13 protein-coding genes and 1 riboswitch are annotated in these 15,699 nt (G+C 58.7%); of the genes, 6 read left to right on the top strand and 7 right to left on the bottom strand.

What is annotated here, in order from left to right; translation table 11 throughout:
* The first annotated feature begins 50 nt into the window (after window positions 1-50).
* Complete coding sequence (bacA, locus tag AB6T85_RS17455) at window positions 51-869, top strand: undecaprenyl-diphosphate phosphatase (RefSeq protein ID WP_125287192.1); 819 nt, start codon at window positions 51-53, stop codon at window positions 867-869.
* Between the two features lie 33 nt (window positions 870-902).
* On the opposite strand, the gene AB6T85_RS17450 is transcribed toward bacA, so the two are convergent.
* The gene (locus AB6T85_RS17450; RefSeq protein WP_253458195.1) at window positions 903-2,129 is read right to left on the bottom strand and encodes a multifunctional CCA addition/repair protein; all 1,227 of its coding nucleotides are present in this window, start codon (window positions 2,127-2,129) and stop codon (window positions 903-905) included.
* A gap of 125 nt (window positions 2,130-2,254) precedes the next feature.
* Window positions 2,255-2,875, bottom strand: coding sequence for a TIGR04211 family SH3 domain-containing protein (locus tag AB6T85_RS17445; RefSeq protein ID WP_253458197.1), 621 nt, complete (start codon window positions 2,873-2,875; stop codon window positions 2,255-2,257).
* A 268-nt stretch (window positions 2,876-3,143) separates the two neighbouring features.
* On the opposite strand from AB6T85_RS17445, the gene AB6T85_RS17440 reads away from it, so the two are divergent.
* From AB6T85_RS17440 to hldE, 3 genes are all read left to right on the top strand, one after another.
* Window positions 3,144-4,445, top strand: coding sequence for a CYTH domain-containing protein (locus tag AB6T85_RS17440; RefSeq protein ID WP_369896270.1), 1,302 nt, complete (start codon window positions 3,144-3,146; stop codon window positions 4,443-4,445).
* Between the two features lie 28 nt (window positions 4,446-4,473).
* A complete protein-coding gene (glnE, locus tag AB6T85_RS17435) occupies window positions 4,474-7,290 on the top strand; it encodes a bifunctional [glutamate--ammonia ligase]-adenylyl-L-tyrosine phosphorylase/[glutamate--ammonia-ligase] adenylyltransferase (protein ID WP_369896269.1) in 2,817 nt (938 codons plus the stop codon).
* Window positions 7,291-7,374: 84 nt separating this feature from the next.
* A complete protein-coding gene (gene hldE, locus AB6T85_RS17430; protein ID WP_253458203.1) occupies window positions 7,375-8,802 on the top strand; it encodes a bifunctional D-glycero-beta-D-manno-heptose-7-phosphate kinase/D-glycero-beta-D-manno-heptose 1-phosphate adenylyltransferase HldE in 1,428 nt (475 codons plus the stop codon).
* A gap of 90 nt (window positions 8,803-8,892) precedes the next feature.
* Here hldE and ubiK read toward each other — a convergent pair whose 3' ends face one another.
* On the bottom strand, window positions 8,893-9,192 hold the full coding sequence (ubiK, locus tag AB6T85_RS17425; RefSeq protein WP_253458205.1) for a ubiquinone biosynthesis accessory factor UbiK: 300 nt from the start codon (window positions 9,190-9,192) through the stop codon (window positions 8,893-8,895).
* Window positions 9,193-9,339: 147 nt separating this feature from the next.
* A riboswitch (FMN riboswitch) is annotated at window positions 9,340-9,492 on the top strand.
* Window positions 9,493-9,599: 107 nt separating this feature from the next.
* Between ubiK and ribB the strand changes: the two genes are divergently transcribed.
* Entirely contained in the window at window positions 9,600-10,256 is a 657-nt protein-coding gene (gene ribB, locus AB6T85_RS17420; RefSeq protein WP_253458206.1) for a 3,4-dihydroxy-2-butanone-4-phosphate synthase, read from the top strand.
* 205 nt (window positions 10,257-10,461) lie between these two features.
* Here ribB and zupT read toward each other — a convergent pair whose 3' ends face one another.
* Complete coding sequence (zupT, locus tag AB6T85_RS17415) at window positions 10,462-11,226, bottom strand: zinc transporter ZupT (protein ID WP_253458209.1); 765 nt, start codon at window positions 11,224-11,226, stop codon at window positions 10,462-10,464.
* Between the two features lie 191 nt (window positions 11,227-11,417).
* Here zupT and ygiD point away from each other — a divergent pair, with 191 nt between their 5' ends.
* The gene (gene ygiD, locus AB6T85_RS17410; RefSeq protein WP_253458212.1) at window positions 11,418-12,200 is read left to right on the top strand and encodes a 4,5-DOPA-extradiol-dioxygenase; all 783 of its coding nucleotides are present in this window, start codon (window positions 11,418-11,420) and stop codon (window positions 12,198-12,200) included.
* A gap of 13 nt (window positions 12,201-12,213) precedes the next feature.
* On the opposite strand, the gene AB6T85_RS17405 is transcribed toward ygiD, so the two are convergent.
* The 3 genes from AB6T85_RS17405 to tolC form a co-directional block, all read right to left on the bottom strand.
* Window positions 12,214-13,374, bottom strand: coding sequence for a glutathionylspermidine synthase family protein (locus AB6T85_RS17405; RefSeq protein WP_301250635.1), 1,161 nt, complete (start codon window positions 13,372-13,374; stop codon window positions 12,214-12,216).
* Window positions 13,375-13,376: 2 nt separating this feature from the next.
* Window positions 13,377-14,045 (bottom strand): DUF1190 family protein, encoded by a 669-nt coding sequence (locus AB6T85_RS17400; protein ID WP_253458220.1) that lies wholly within the window; start codon window positions 14,043-14,045, stop codon window positions 13,377-13,379.
* Window positions 14,046-14,188: 143 nt separating this feature from the next.
* Entirely contained in the window at window positions 14,189-15,670 is a 1,482-nt protein-coding gene (gene tolC, locus AB6T85_RS17395) for an outer membrane channel protein TolC (protein ID WP_253458223.1), read from the bottom strand.
* Window positions 15,671-15,699: the final 29 nt, after the last annotated feature.

The raw sequence follows: 15,699 nt of genomic DNA, 5'->3' as shown, positions 1-15,699 counted from the left end.
GTACAGCGACCGCCTTTTTAATGGCTTTGATACGGATAGGGGTAGATTTGATGGCAGATATTCATCAGCTATGGGTGGCAGCAATCCTTGGGATTGTTGAGGGGTTAACGGAGTTTCTCCCCGTCTCTTCCACCGGGCACATGATCATTGTCGGTCATCTGTTGGGCTTTGAAGGTGATAAAGCCGATACGTTTGAAGTAGTTATTCAGCTGGGATCGATCCTGGCGGTGGTAGTGATGTTCTGGCGTCGTCTGTTTGGCCTGATTGGCATCCACTTTGGCAAAGTGCCGCACGAAGGCACAGGCAAAGGGCATCTGACGCTGATCCACATCCTGCTGGGTATGGTGCCGGCCGTGGTGATTGGCCTGATTTTTCACGATAAAATTAAAACGCTTTTCAATCCCATTAACGTGATGTACGCGCTGGTTGTCGGCGGCGTTCTGCTGCTGGCGGCGGAATATCTCAAACCCAAACAGCCTAAAGCCGTAGGGATTGACGATATGACTTACCGTCAGGCCTTTATGATTGGCTGTTTCCAGTGTCTGGCGCTGTGGCCGGGCTTTTCTCGCTCCGGCGCGACCATTTCCGGCGGCATGCTGATGGGCGTGAGTCGTTATGCGGCCTCCGAGTTCTCATTCCTTCTGGCTGTGCCGATGATGATGGGCGCGACGGTGCTGGATCTGTATAAGAGCCTGGGCTTCCTGACGATGGCCGATATGCCGATGTTCGCCGTAGGTTTCCTCACGGCCTTCGTGGTGGCGCTGATTGCTATCAAGGTCTTCCTGAAGCTGATCCAGCGTATCTCCTTCGTTCCTTTCGCTATCTACCGCTTTATTGTGGCCGCTGCGGTCTACATGATTTTCGTCTAGTCAAAAAAAGCCGGACGTTTGTCCGGCTTCTTTTTAAAGCGGCTCTGCCCGCCAGGCTGCCAGCGCGGCAATACGCCTTCGCGTTAGCTCTTCCCTGACCTCCACGCCTTTGTAACCCGCCGCGACCACGTCTTTGGTCGACACGTTCTGCACAATCTCAAACGCCTTGCGCAGATAGTCGCCCTGCGGGTAAGCATTGTTCTCAAATCCGGTGCGGCCGCGCGCGTCCGCTTCGCTGGTCAGCGCAATTTGCTCCACGCGATGGGGCTTGCGCCAGGCGTCAATGCGATCGAAGAGGGCGACCAGCGTTTCCGGACTTTGCCGCTCGACGGTATGCACTAAATCGTGAAATTCCGTCACCAGCAGCGCCAGATCGCGAATGGCGTTCGGCACGCGCAGGCGCTGGCAAAGCTGCTCCACCAGCGGCACGCCCGCCGGGCCGTGACCATGATGGCTCGGCCATTTTTCCGGCGGCGTCAGCGCTTTGCCGACGTCATGAAACAGCGTGGCGAAACGCACGTCTACTTCATCGCTCAGCTCAGCGGCAATCGCCAGCGTCATCAGCGTATGCACGCCGGTATCGATTTCCGGATGCCATTTGGCCGGTGCCGGCACGCCGTAAAGATTGTCCAGCTCGGGAAAAAGCACGGCGAGGGCGCCGCAGTCGCGCAGCACCTGAAAATAGACCTGAGGCGTGCGGGTTTCCAGCGCCTTTTCGGTCTCTTTCCAGACGCGCTCGGGCGTCAGCGCGCTCAGTTCGCCGCTTTCCGCCATCGAGCGCATCAACGCCAGCGTTTCCCCGGCAATCACGAAACCAAGGTGAGCAAAACGCGCGGCAAAGCGCGCCACGCGCAGCACGCGCAGCGGATCTTCGTTAAAGGCGGCGGAAACATGGCGTAGCTGACGCTGTTCGATATCGGCACGGCCATTGTAGGGATCGTAATAGCGGCCCTCGTCATCCTGAGCGATGGCGTTAATAGTCAGATCGCGGCGCTGCAAATCCTGCTCCAGCGTCACGTCTGGCGCGGCATAGCAGACAAAACCGGTATAGCCGCTGCCGTTTTTGCGCTCGGTGCGCGCCAGCGCGTATTCCTGCTGCGTGTCAGGATGCAGGAACACGGGAAAATCACGGCCGACCTGCTGAAAGCCGAGCGCCAGCATCTCGGCAGGCGAAGCGCCTACCACCACCCAATCTTTGTCTTTGACCGGCAAATTTAACAGGGCATCGCGTACCGCGCCACCGACAAGATAACTCTTCACTACAGGCTCCCGAACTAAATTTTTCTGGCATCATACGTGAAGTGTAGAAGCTCTCCTACCGTTGTGAAGCGCCTGGCCGGTGGACAAAAAGAGGAGAAGGGCACCGAAAGATGCCCGAAAAAGCGTCAGCTCATCCAGCGATCTTTTTTCTTGCGGCTGGGGATCATATGCGGCAAAAGCAGGCCCAGCAGGAGACCGACACCGGCTACGCCGCCGCCATACATAAACCACTGCATAATGATGGTGCGCTGCTTGTCATCAAGCTGCACGTTAGCGGCGCTGACTTTTTTCTGCGCCACGATTAGCTCGTTTTTCAGTTTCTGATTTTCCGCTTTCAGGCCGTTGATCACGTCATCACTGCCCGCGACTTTCTTCTGCATTTCCGCCGTGCGCTGATTCCAGCTGCCGTCGATATTGGCCAGCTTATCGGTCAAATCCTTTACCTGCTGTTCCAGCTGTGGAACGCGAGTGCGTAGGCTTGGCTGCTGACTCAGCTGCGCCAGCGGGATCCATGACGTCCGGCCGTTAGCATCCCGGATCTGGGCATAATGCGTATCATTGTTGGTCTGTACCAGCGCTACTTCTTCCCCCGCGTTCAGCGTGCCCGTCAGGCGGTAGCTGTCGCTGGGGCCGCTGCGTACCCAGGTGGAAAGTTCGTCTGAAATATAGCGCTTCTCTTCGGCATGAAGCGAGGCGGCAACGCTGAAAGTCAGTAAAGTGAGGCCAAGTAAATGCGTTTTTTTCATTCGGTATCTTTTTTGTGAGTGCGGAAAAAAAAGTAATGGCACAGTCTGGAGATGGCTCGCATAAAGCTGAATGAGAACTATCCTGGACTCGACCTGACGCGCAAAGCGCCAGGAAAAGCGGGACAACCAGGGCGATTGTGCATTACTCTTTTCGTCATCTCTGGCTTGCCCGTTACCCGCGGTTTTCGACTTCGCACTGCATAAAAGCCGAGGCCGCAAGGTATAATCTGGCCTTTGTTGACCGTGCCGCTAATCTGATTAAGAAAATATGACCATAGAAATTGAATTAAAGTTCATTACCACGCCTGAAGGCGCCGAAAAGCTGCCGGCTCGTCTCGCTGCCTGGCCAAACGTGCACAGCGCGCCGCAGAAACTGACCAACATCTATTTTGAAACGCCGGATCGCCAGCTGCGCCGCTGGGATATGGGGCTGCGTATTCGCGGCTTCGGCGACAGCTATGAAATGACGCTGAAAACGGCGGGGAAAACCGTCGGTGGTCTGCATCAGCGCCCGGAATACAATGTAGCGTTGGAAAAGCCCGAGCTGGCCATCGCGCAGCTGCCGGCGGAAATCTGGCCGCAGGACTGTGATGTAGCGGCGTTACAGGCGCAGCTGCAGCCGCTGTTCAGCACCCACTTCGTACGGGAAAAGTGGGTGGTTACTTACCTGAACAGCGAGATTGAAGTGGCTTTTGACCACGGCGAAGTGCAGGCGGGCGAGCTAAGCGAGCCGCTGAACGAAATCGAGCTGGAGCTGAAAACCGGCGAGCGTGCCGACCTGATGGCTTTTGCGGCTGAACTGGCGGACATGGGCGGACTGCGTTTGGGCAGCCTGAGCAAAGCCGCGCGCGGTTACGGCCTGGCGCAGCGTCAGAGCCAGCGCGAGCTGCGCCCGTTGCCGATCCTGAAAGTGAAGCCGAAAGCCACGGTTGAAGAGGGGATGCTGGGCGCTTTTACGCTGGCGCTAAGTCAGTGGCAGTATCATGAAGAGCTGTGGCTGCGCGGCACCCCGTCTGCGCTGCGTGGCATCAACGAAGCGCTGGAAACGCTGCGTCAGGCTTTTGCTCTGTTCGGCACGCTGGTGCCGCGTAAGGCCAGCAGCGAACTGCGCCAAAAGCTGAACGAGCTGGAAGAGGCGCTGGCGGAGCAAAAGCCGCAGCCGTCGCTCTGCTTTACGCCGCTCTGGCTACAAACCCAGTTGGCGCTTACTAACTGGATAGCCAGCGAAGGCTGGCGTCCGTTTATCGACAGCAAAACCGACAGCAAGCTGCAAGGCTCCTTCAAGCGCTTCTGCGACATCATGCTGGGCCGCGTCTCGGCCGATCTGAAAGAGACGTTTGCCCACGTGCGTCAGACCAATGAATATCAGGACAAGCTGACCCGTTTGCAGCGTCAACTGCTCGCCGCGCGTCTGCTGGCCGGCGCCTATGACGAAACCGCCGTGGCGGCCTGGCTGGGCGCATGGGAACAGCTGGCCCACGCGATTAAAACGCATCAGGAAGCCTGGCTGGAGTCGTATCGCCATCAGGCGCTGAAGCAGTCGGTTTTCTGGAAAAACGGCGGCGCCTGATTTCGACCGCCCTCACAGGGAGTTACCTATGTCGCCTTTAACTTTACCGCCTCTGCCGCCGCTGCTTGCCGCGCTACCGGTTACCGCTGACGATCCCGCGCTGCGTGCCGCTATGGCCTTCAGCGATTTCATCAGCGAAAACCTGACGCGCTATCCTGAATGGCAGCAGGAACTGCAGCAAAGGGCGCCGGAGCCGGAAGAGTGGCGACATTATGCCGACTGGCTGGCGGAAGAAATGGCGCAGGTCGCGGACGAAGCCGCGCTTATGCGCGAGCTACGCCTGTTTCGTCGCCATATGCTGACGCGTATCGCCTGGATGCAGGCGCTGTCGCTCAGCAGCACGCAGGCAACGTTACGGCAGCTGAGCGTGCTGGCGGAAACGCTGATCGTGGCGGCGCGCGACTGGCTGTGGCAGGCCTGCTGCCGCGAGCTGGGCACGCCGGTTAACGCGCAGGGCGAACCGCAGCCGCTGCTGATCCTGGGGATGGGCAAGCTCGGCGGTGGCGAGCTGAACTTCTCTTCGGATATCGATTTAATCTTTACCTGGCCGGAAAACGGCGTCACCCAGGGCGGGCGCCGCGAGCTGGATAACGCGCAGTTTTTTACTCGTCTGGGCCAGCGGCTGATCAAAGTGCTCGATCAGCCGACCATCGACGGCTTCGTTTATCGGGTAGATATGCGCCTGCGTCCTTTTGGCGACAGCGGCCCGCTGGTGCTGAGCTTTGCCGCGCTGGAGGATTACTATCAGGAGCAGGGACGCGACTGGGAGCGCTACGCGATGGTGAAAGCGCGGCTGATGGGCGGCGCGGACGATCGCTGGAGCCAGGAGCTGGAGCAGATGCTGCGGCCCTTTGTCTATCGCCGCTATATCGATTTCAGCGTGATCCAGTCGCTGCGCAATATGAAAAGCATGATTGCCAGAGAAGTGCGTCGGCGCGGGCTGAAAGACAATATCAAGCTGGGCGCGGGCGGCATCCGCGAAACGGAATTTATCGTGCAGGTTTTTCAGCTGATCCGTGGCGGACGTGAGCGCTCGCTACAGCTGCGGGCCTTTTTACCCACGCTTCAGGCCATCAGCGATCTGCATCTGCTGCCCGCAGAGCAGGCGCTACGGCTACAGGAAGCGTACCTGTTTTTACGCCGCCTGGAGAATCTGCTGCAAAGCATCAATGACGAACAGACGCAAACGCTGCCCTCGGACGATCTTAATCGTGCGCGGCTGGCGTGGGCGATGGGCACCACGGGCTGGGCGGAGATGTACGGCCAGCTGGAACAGCATATGGCCGTCGTACGCGCTATTTTCGACGAGCTAATCGGTGATGACGCGCCGGAGGCGGGCGACAGCAAAGACACGGACGACTATGGCATTCTGTGGCAGGATCGCCTGGAGGAACCGGAGCTGGCGGCGCTGGTGCCTCATCTTACCGCCGAAGCGCAGCAGCGGCTGCTGCGCGCGATCGGCGATTTTCGCCAGGACGTGGATAAACGCACCATTGGCCCGCGCGGTCGCCAGGCGCTGGATCTGCTGATGCCGGGCCTGCTGGCCGAGGTTTGCCCGCGTGAAGATGCCGACGTCACGCTCGGTCGTCTGACGCCGCTGCTGCTGGGCATAGTGACGCGCACTACCTACCTGGAGCTGCTGACGGAATATCCGGGCGCGCTTAAGCATCTGATCCGGCTCTGTGCGGCCTCGCCAATGGTGGCCGATCAGCTGGCGCGCTATCCGCTGCTGCTGGACGAGCTGCTGGATCCCGCCACGCTTTACCAGCCCACGGCCACGGATGCCTATCGCGACGAGCTGCGGCAGTATCTGTTGCGCATCCCGGAAGAGGACGAAGAGCAGCAGCTGGAAGCGCTGCGTCAGTTCAAGCAGGCGCAGCATTTGCGCATTGCCGCGGCCGATATTGCGGGCACGCTGCCGGTTATGAAGGTCAGCGATCATCTTACCTGGCTGGCGGAGGCCATTGTGGAGCAGGTGGTGCAGCAGGCCTGGCAGATGATGGTGCAGCGCTACGGGCGGCCTTCGCACCTTAACGAGCCGCAGGCGCGCGGCTTCGCGGTCATCGGCTATGGCAAGCTGGGCGGCTGGGAGCTGGGCTACAGTTCGGATCTTGACCTGGTGTTCCTGCACGACTGTCCGGCAGAAGCGGTGACGGACGGCGAGCGCAGCATTGATGGCCGCCAGTTTTATCTGCGGCTTGCGCAGCGCATCATGCACCTGTTCAGCACCCGCACGTCGTCCGGCATTTTATACGAGGTGGACGCCAGGCTGCGTCCTTCCGGCGCGGCGGGCATGCTGGTCAGCACCTTCGCGGCTTTTGACGATTACCAGCGTCATGAAGCCTGGACCTGGGAACATCAGGCGCTGGTACGGGCGCGCATCGTTTTTGGCGACGCGGCGTTAAGCCAGCGCTTTACCGGGATCCGCCGGGGCATTCTGTGTTTACCGCGCGAGCCGGAAAAGCTGAAAACGGAAGTCCGGGAAATGCGCGAGAAGATGCGCGCGCATCTGGGCAACCGACAAAAAGGGCGTTGGGATATCAAAGCGGATCGCGGCGGCATTACCGATATTGAATTCATTACGCAATATCTGGTCTTACGCTATGCCGCGACGGAGCCAGAGCTGACGAGCTGGTCGGATAACGTACGCATCCTGGCGCTGTTGGCGCGCCACGACAGAATGAGCGAGGAAGAGGCGCATTCGCTGACCCACGCTTACGTTACGCTGCGTAACGAGCTGCACAGGCTGGCGCTCCAGGCTTTACCGGGCCAGCTTGCGCCGGAGGCGTTCAGCGCGGAGCAATCCGTGGTCAACGCCAGCTGGCAGCGCTGGCTGGAGGCGTGATCGTGGCGCAATGGGCGCAATTGACGGCATGTGCTATCATCGCGCGCACTATTTTTTGACTGACTGCAGCCTGGAGTATCTGGAATGAAAATGACGCTGCCCGATTTTAACCGTGCGGGTGTTCTGGTTGTTGGCGACGTGATGCTGGATCGCTACTGGTATGGCCCAACCAGCCGTATTTCCCCTGAAGCGCCGGTGCCGGTGGTTAAGGTGGACAACGTGGAGGAGCGTCCCGGCGGGGCGGCCAACGTGGCGATGAATATCGCTTCGCTCGGCGCCAGTTCCCGTCTGGTCGGCCTGACTGGCGTGGATGATGCGGCGCGCGCGCTGAACGACGCGCTCACCGGCGTTAACGTGCAGTGTGATTTTGTTACCGTCGCCACGCATCCTACCATCACCAAGCTGCGCGTGCTGTCGCGCAACCAGCAGCTGATCCGTCTGGATTTTGAAGAAGGTTTTGGGGGGATCGACGTTGAGCCGCTGCATCAGCGGATCCGCGAGGCGCTGCCGTCCGCAGGCGCGCTGGTGCTTTCCGATTACGCCAAAGGCGCGCTGGACAGCGTGGAAAGCATTATTGCCATCGCCCGCGAGGCGAAGGTACCGGTGCTGGTCGATCCGAAAGGGACCGATTTCGAGCGCTATCGCGGTGCGACCATCCTGACGCCAAACCTTTCCGAATTTGAAGCCGTCGTCGGCAAGTGCAAAGACGAAGCGGAGATTGTCGAGCGCGGCATGGCGCTGATGCAGCAGTTCGAGCTGTCGGCGCTGCTGGTGACGCGTTCTGAAAACGGCATGACGCTGTTGCAGCCGGGCAAAGAGCCGGTGCATCTGCCAACCCAGGCGCAGGAAGTCTATGACGTGACCGGCGCGGGCGATACGGTGATCGGCGTACTGGCCGCCGCGCTGGCCGCAGGCAATACGCTGGAAGAGAGCTGCTTCCTGGCTAACGCCGCCGCAGGCGTGGTGGTGGGCAAGCTGGGAACGTCAACGGTTTCGCCAGTCGAGCTGGAAAACGCCATTCGCGCACGGCCCGAGGCCGGTTTCGGCGTGATGAGCGAGGCGCAGCTGAAAGAGGCGGTGGCGCTGGCGCGTCGTCGCGGCGAGAAAGTGGTGATGACCAACGGCTGCTTCGATATTCTTCATGCCGGCCACGTCTCCTATCTGGCCAACGCGCGCAAGCTTGGCGATCGCCTGATTGTCGCGGTCAACAGCGATGCATCCACCAAACGGCTGAAAGGCGAGAGTCGTCCGGTCAATCCGCTGGAAAACCGGATGATCGTGCTGGGCGCGCTGGAAGCGGTCGACTGGGTGGTGGCCTTTGAAGAAGATACGCCGCAGCGGGTTATTGCCGATATCCTGCCTGATCTGCTGGTAAAAGGCGGCGATTACAAGCCGGAAGAGATCGCGGGCAGCAAAGAGGTGTGGGCAAACGGCGGCGAAGTGCGCGTGCTGAACTTTGAAGATGGGATCTCCACCAGCAATATCATCAAGGCCATTCAGGCGAAAAGCTGATGAGGACGCGGGCAAAAAAGGCCCGCCCTTAAACGACAAAAGGCGCCGGTTGAACACGGCGCCTTTTTTTAAACGGTTTCGCCTTCGGCGTTACTGCATATCTTCCGTTTTCAGCACTTCTTTCGGCATATCCGCTTTCGGCGCATCCACGCCACGGCTTTCCAGCTCGGCGATACGGGCTTCCAGCGCGGCCAGCTTTTCACGGGTACGCAGCAGCACCTGCGTCTGCACGTCAAATTCTTCGCGGTTAACCAGGTCCAGCCGGGTCAGCTGTGACTGCAGGGTCTGGCGGATTTTCTTTTCGACATCATCGCCAAACTCACGGATCCCTTTTGGCATAGAGTCATGAACCTGACGAGCAAGTTGTTCAATTTTTTTCGGGTCAATCATGGCGGCTTCCTGATAGCGGCAAAGTTTCGTTAAGTGTAATGCCATAACCACAAAGGTTAAACCCAAAAACGTGAAAGCGGCAAAATGGCTAACGATTTGCTTATTTTGTTCGTTGCCCTGCTTTTTTTTCGGCGCTATAGTAATCAGGCTTATTCTCAGGGCGGGGCGAAATTCCCCACCGGCGGTAAATCGGCTACGGCTGAAAGCCCGCGAGCGCTTCAGATCTTCCTGGTCTGAAGGTCAGCAGATCCGGTGTAATTCCGGGGCCGACGGTTAAAGTCCGGATGGGAGAGAGTAACGTATCCTGTCGGGTCTACGCCCGCCACGCCGTTATTTTTTGTCGCTGCAAGACACTCCTAAGCTCGCCCTGGTTCTGGTAACCCATATTACACAAAGGATTATTTACCATGAATCAGACGCTTCTTTCTGAATTTGGCACGCCTGAACAGCGTGTGGAACGCGCTATCGACGCGCTGCGCAATGGCCGTGGCGTCATGGTGCTGGATGATGAAGATCGTGAAAACGAAGGCGATATGATTTTCGCCGCAGAAACCATGACCGTCGAACAAATGGCGCTGACCATTCGTCACGGCAGCGGCATTGTCTGCCTGTGCCTGAACGAAGAACGTCTCCGCCAGCTGGAACTGCCGATGATGGTAGAGAACAACACCAGCTCTTTTGGCACCGGCTTTACCGTTACCATTGAGGCGGCGAAAGGCGTGACCACCGGTGTTTCCGCTGCGGATCGCATCACCACCATTCGTGCGGCCGTGGCCGATAATGCTAAACCAAGCGATCTGCACCGCCCGGGCCACGTGTTTCCTCTCCGCGCTCGTGAAGGCGGCGTGCTGACGCGCGGCGGCCATACCGAAGCCTCTATTGATTTAGTGACGCTGGCCGGTTTCAAACCTGCAGGCGTACTGTGCGAGCTGACCAACGACGACGGCACGATGGCCCATGCGCCTGAAGCCATCGCCTTTGCGAAACAGCACGCGATGCCGGTGGTGACCATTGAAGATCTGGTCGCTTATCGCCGCAGCCGTGAAACGCGTCAGGCAAGCTAAGCGCATTGCCGCGCTTCTGTACGCATAGCTAACGTCGTGCAGGCGCGCGGCGCGAGAGTTTTCGCGCTGCGGTTTTTTGCGCATCCGCTTCTCCGTTCCACTGGCCTGACAGCCCCCGCCTGGCCCGATAGCGACTGCTTTTGGCATAACTGGCCCAATGGGCGCTGGTTTCCACGTGAGGCAAAATTTGCCTCACCGTTCATCTTTAGCTCAGGCCGGCGCTTTCCAACAGCGTCAGGCTCAGCCCCATTACCGTCATACCGCAGAGTACGCCATAGCTGGGATTCACATCCGGCGCGATATCGCGCGCCAGCGGCATCAGTTCGTCAACGGACAGCGCCACCATGATCCCGGCGACGGCGGCCATAACCGCGCCCATTACCAGCGGTGACAGCCATGGCCCCATCAGCATGAAAGCTATAAGGCCGCCGGCGATCTCCGCCATGCCGGAAATCCCTGCCCAGAACAGCGCCTTCTTTTTCGATCCTGTTGCGGCGTACATCGGCCCGGCGACGGCCAGCCCTTCGGGAATATTATGAATGGCTACCGCCAGCGCAATGCCCATCCCCAGCTCCAGATCGCTGCTGGCGGTCACAAAGGTTGCGATACCTTCCGGGAAATTGTGCAGGCTGATGCCAAGCGTCAGCAGCAGCGCGGTACGACGTAGATTCTGCGGCGATTTACCGCCCATCAGATCCTGGGGATGGTGGTGCGGCAACAGCTTGTCCAGCGCAAAATAACCGAGCAGGCCGACGATAAACATGCCATAGCCCAACAGCGGCGACATCCCCTCCGCCTTCAGCGCGGCGGGCAGCATCTCCATCAGCGAAATCAACAGCATAATACCGGCGGCAAAGCCCAGCGCAAAAGCCAGCGCTCGCGCCGACGGCTTTTGGCCGATAACGCCCAGGAAGGCCCCGATAAAAGTGGCGCCGCCGGCCAGCAGAGTCAGCAGTAAAGGTATGGACATGAACGTCTCTCCTGTTCCCGAAAAAGTATAGCCTTTGCTATACATTAGCAGAGAAAAAGTACGCGTAACGTCAGGAAATGTCATTTCCGATCCATCAAAATTCCTGACGATCTTCATCATGCTTATCCGGCTTTCCCGGCGCTAAAAAGAGCGTAACGTATTCGTTATCGCTTTAATGTCCGGAGAGAGTTATGAAATCACTGATGCCCGCGCTTTTTCTGGGCCACGGCAGCCCGATGAACGTGCTGGAAGAAAATGCCTATACGCAAAGCTGGCGCGAGCTGGGGCAGAACTTGCCGCGTCCGAAGGGAATTATTGCTGTCTCCGCCCATTGGTATACGCGCGGAACGGCGGTGACCGCGATGGAAAAGCCGCGCACCATCCACGATTTTGGCGGTTTCCCGCAGGCGCTGTTTGATACCCGTTACCCTGCGCCCGGTTCGCCTGCGCTGGCGAAAGAAATAGCGGACGCGCTGGCACCGGTCGAGGTGGTGCAGGATCAGGCGTGGGGGCTGGATCACGGCGCCTGGGGCGTGCTGATAAAAATGTATCCGCAGGCCGATATCCCGGTGGTGCAGCTTAGCGTGGACGGCACCAAACCCGCCGCTTACCACTTTGCGCTGGGCCGCAGGCTGACCGCGCTGCGCGAACGCGGCTATATGATTGTCGCCAGCGGCAACGTGGTGCATAACCTGCGGATGGCAAGCCGGGACGACAGTGCGAAACCGCACGGCTGGGCTGTCTCATTTAATCACTACGTGCGTGAGCATCTGGCGTGGGAAGGGCCAGTGGAAGATCATCCACTGGTTAATTTTATGCAGCATGAGGGTGCGGCGCTTGCTAACCCAACGCCGGAGCATTATCTGCCGCTGCTTTACGTTCTGGGCGCGCGGGAGCCGGGCGAAACCATTTCCGTGCCCGCAGACGGGCTGGAAATGGCAGCAATCAGTATGCTTTCGGTACGGGTAGGATAAGATCCGCCAGAACCTATTCGATAAAGGTATGCGGGTAGAATCGGGAGAGATCCTGGGTGATCAGGTCACGATCTTCGCGCAGGCCAATACCGGCTGGTTGATCGTCAATCAGCCAGCTGCCGATCAGCGTATAGCTGTCGCCAAACTTCGGCAGCGGATGGAACTGCTGCACGATCATGCCTTCTTCGCCATAAGGGCCGTCCACGCGGGCAATCTCTTTGCCGTTTTCCACGATGCGGATGTTAGCGCCCTCGCGTGAAAACAGCGGTTTGACCACATATTTATCCATCGCCGGCACGTTATCTTCTGCAAAATAAGCGGGCAGCAGATTAGGATGATTGGGAAACATTTTCCACAGCATCGGCAGCAGCGCCTTATTGGAAATAATGCTTTTCCACGCCGGCTCCAGCCAGCGCACGCCGGCATCGGCCAGCTTGGTGGAAAACGTCTCGCGCAGCATGAACTCCCAGGGATAAAGCTTGAAAAGGTTGCCGATTACCTGGTCATGCACGTCGGTAAACTGGCCTTTTTCGCCCAGGCCGATTTCGTCGATATAGAGGAACTCGCTTGGTAGCCCTGCCTCCGTCGCGCAATCCTGAAGATACTGCACGGTGCCGCGATCTTCATCCGTATCGCGGCAGCAGGCAAAGTGCAGCCAGCTAAAGCCGTGCTGCTGATGCAGCGCCGCAAAGCGGTCGATCAGCTTCTCCTGCAGGCTGTTGAACTGATCGCTACCGGCCGGCAGATTGCCAGCGCTAAGCTGATCTTCCAGCCAGATCCACTGAAAGAAAGCGGCTTCGTACAAGGAGGTCGGCGTGTCGGCGTTGTTTTCCAGCAGTTTGGCATCCGTCTGCCCATCCCAGGCCAGATCCAGCCGGGAGTAGAGCGAAGGCTGGCTGGTTTTCCACGAGGTGCGAACAAAATCCCAGGTATGTTTCGGGATGCGGAATTTCGCCAGCAGCTCCTCGCTGTTGACCACTTTGTCCACCACCTGCAGGCACATCTGATGCAGCTCGGCGGTCACCGCCTCCAGCTTCTCGATTTGCGCCAGCGTAAACTGATAATAAGCGTCCTCGCACCAGTAAGGCTCGCCGTGCATGGTGTGGAAGCGAAAGCCATATTCGGTGGCTTTTTCACGCCAGTTGGGACGTTCTGCAATCGCCAGACGCTGCACGCTTAACCTCCGAAAGACCGGCTGGAGCCGGACGTTGCGCTGCTGCGCTGCATAGTGGACTGCTTCGCCACGCTTTCGCCAAAGCCGCCGCGCGTCACGGTGCTGGTGGTGGCCGGTTTCGGCGCCAGCGCGGTTTTCGGCACGGTCATGGTGCGGCCCGGCGTCGCGGTGCCAAAGCTTTTTCCGCTGGCGTCAACAAACTGGCCTCTGGCCGGGCTGTTTGGCGAGCGCGAGGTAAACAGCGGCTGCTGGGCAAAGCCTGCGCCCCCGCCCATCAGGCGACCCATCATATAACCGGCCATCAGCGGCATCCAGAAGCTGCCGCTCTGCTGGGATTCGGCGTTGGTGGTGCCGACGCCAGCCTGCGCGGGCGCCTGCTGGCACTGGCCTTCGCCAAACTCCGCCACGCAGTCTTCACGAGTCGCGTATTTCGGCGCGGTTTTTTCCGCCTCTTTTTTGGCGTTGTTGTAGGCCGTGGTGCACTGTTCGCTTTTGCCAGGATTGGCGCTGGAGCAGTCGTCCGCATTTTGATAAAGCGAGACGGTTTCGTCCGATTGTTCGCAACCGGCCAGCATAAATACGGCGGTTACCGCCAGCGCTACCGGAGTGAGGTGGCGTGCGCTCCAGCTTTTGCGAAAGGAGGCATGATTAATTTTTTTTGTCCGTTTCATGACATTCTGTCCTGAGCCCAAAGGTAATGCTTAGAATAGGGGAACGGCGGTGGAAATTGAAGCAACGAGCGGCAATGTGAAGGGGATCTTTACTTAGCTATACGTTTGAAAGTAAAAGGGGCAGCCAGGCTGCCCCAAAATGCTTAATGGCGGAACGGATTACCGCTGGCCGGCGCGGAAGCCTGAGCCGCCGCCGGTGCCGCAGCACGCTGCACGGCAGGCGAGGCCGCCGTTTGCGCGCCGTTTGCCGCTGCATCCTGCTGAGTGTTTTCTGGCGCTACCGCTTCTGGTGAAGTTGGGACTTCTTTACCCAGGCGGCTGTTCAGCATCTGCAGATCCTGCTCGTTCAGCGTACCCAGAGCCGATTTAATATTCAGCTCGTTGATCATGTAGCTGTAGCGCGCGTTGGAAAGCTGCTGCTTGGCGTTATATAATGTGGTGGTCGCATCCAGCACGTCAACGATGGTGCGCGTACCTACCTGATAACCCGCTTCCATTGCATCCAGCGAGCTTTGCGCCGAAACCACGGCCTGCTTGTAAGCATTGATGCTGCTGATGGACGCATTCACGTTGTTAAAGGATGAACGCACGGTCTGTACCGCGGTACGGTGTGCGCTTTCGAGCTGCTCGCTGGCGGAAACAAAAGCGTACTGCGACTGTTTCACCTGCGAGGTGACCGAGCCGCCGCTATACAACGGCAGCGTGAAGCTCAGGCCCACCTGGTTGTTGCCGCTGATGCTGTCTTGATAGGCTGCGCTGTTGGCGCGGCTGCCGCCATATTTGTTGTTCGACAGGCCGCTTTGCGCAGTCAGATCCAGCGTTGGCATATGGCCGGTTTCCGACAGGCGGATCTGCTCGCGCGCCAGATCCTGGTTCAGACGAGCGGAAAGCAGGCTAAGGTTGCGGCTTTCGGCTTCCTTCAGCAGCGCGTTGACCGGCTGCGGTTTTTCCGTCTGGAAGCTGTCGACGTTCAGCGAAGCCAGGCTCAGATAGTAGTTGCCCGTGACCTGACGCAGCGTTTCCAGATTATTATCCAGATTGTTGCGGGCCGTCACTTCGTTGGCCAGCACGCTGTCGTACTGCGCACGGGCGTTTTGCACATCCGTAATCGCCACCAGGCCGACGTTAAAACGCTGCGTGGTTTGATCCAGCTGACGGTAGATCGACTGTTTCTGCGCTTCGGTATAAGAAAGCGTGTCGATGGCGTTTAATACGTTAAAATAAGCGGTAGCGGTGTTGAGGATCAGATTCTGCTGTGCGACCTGGTAGGTAACATCCTGTACGCCTGCCGTTTTTTCCTGCAGCGTCAGCGCGCGCCATTTCGACATATCGAAAATGGTTTGCGTCAGCTGCAGCGTGCCGCTGGTCGTGGTGCTGTGCAGACCGCTGCTGTCGCGATAGCCGTTGCTGTAGGTATAATCCGCACCCAAACCTAACTGAGGCAGTAAAGGGCTGCGCGCTTCGTTGATTTTCTCAAACGCGGCATCGCGATCGGCTGCAGAACTGCGAAGATCGGGGTTAGACAACCGGGCCTGCTGGTAGATCTGCAACAGGTTTTCCGCCTGGCTGGCGACGCTGAAGCCGCCCAGGCCCAGGCCGATAAGTAAAGGGAGCAGTTTCTTCATTTGCATTCCTTGTTATGCAGCAATATTGC

This window comes from Erwinia aeris, assembly GCF_041224955.1.
GTDB classification, from domain to species: domain Bacteria; phylum Pseudomonadota; class Gammaproteobacteria; order Enterobacterales; family Enterobacteriaceae; genus Erwinia; species Erwinia aeris.
This window is presented reverse-complemented; position numbering and strand designations above follow the sequence as displayed.

What these genes read in the sequence shown, in the direction of transcription:
- ygiD (WP_253458212.1), top strand. Translation starts at nt 11,418, where the DNA reads ATGAAATCACTGATGCCCGCGCTTTTTCTGGGCCACGGCAGCCCGATG.
- tolC (WP_253458223.1), bottom strand. Translation starts at nt 15,670, where the DNA reads ATGAAGAAACTGCTCCCTTTACTTATCGGCCTGGGCCTGGGCGGCTTC.
- AB6T85_RS17445 (WP_253458197.1), bottom strand. Translation starts at nt 2,875, where the DNA reads ATGAAAAAAACGCATTTACTTGGCCTCACTTTACTGACTTTCAGCGTT.
- AB6T85_RS17400 (WP_253458220.1), bottom strand. Translation starts at nt 14,045, where the DNA reads ATGAAACGGACAAAAAAAATTAATCATGCCTCCTTTCGCAAAAGCTGG.
- AB6T85_RS17440 (WP_369896270.1), top strand. Translation starts at nt 3,144, where the DNA reads ATGACCATAGAAATTGAATTAAAGTTCATTACCACGCCTGAAGGCGCC.
- zupT (WP_253458209.1), bottom strand. Translation starts at nt 11,226, where the DNA reads ATGTCCATACCTTTACTGCTGACTCTGCTGGCCGGCGGCGCCACTTTT.
- hldE (WP_253458203.1), top strand. Translation starts at nt 7,375, where the DNA reads ATGAAAATGACGCTGCCCGATTTTAACCGTGCGGGTGTTCTGGTTGTT.
- ubiK (WP_253458205.1), bottom strand. Translation starts at nt 9,192, where the DNA reads ATGATTGACCCGAAAAAAATTGAACAACTTGCTCGTCAGGTTCATGAC.
- ribB (WP_253458206.1), top strand. Translation starts at nt 9,600, where the DNA reads ATGAATCAGACGCTTCTTTCTGAATTTGGCACGCCTGAACAGCGTGTG.
- bacA (WP_125287192.1), top strand. Translation starts at nt 51, where the DNA reads ATGGCAGATATTCATCAGCTATGGGTGGCAGCAATCCTTGGGATTGTT.
- glnE (WP_369896269.1), top strand. Translation starts at nt 4,474, where the DNA reads ATGTCGCCTTTAACTTTACCGCCTCTGCCGCCGCTGCTTGCCGCGCTA.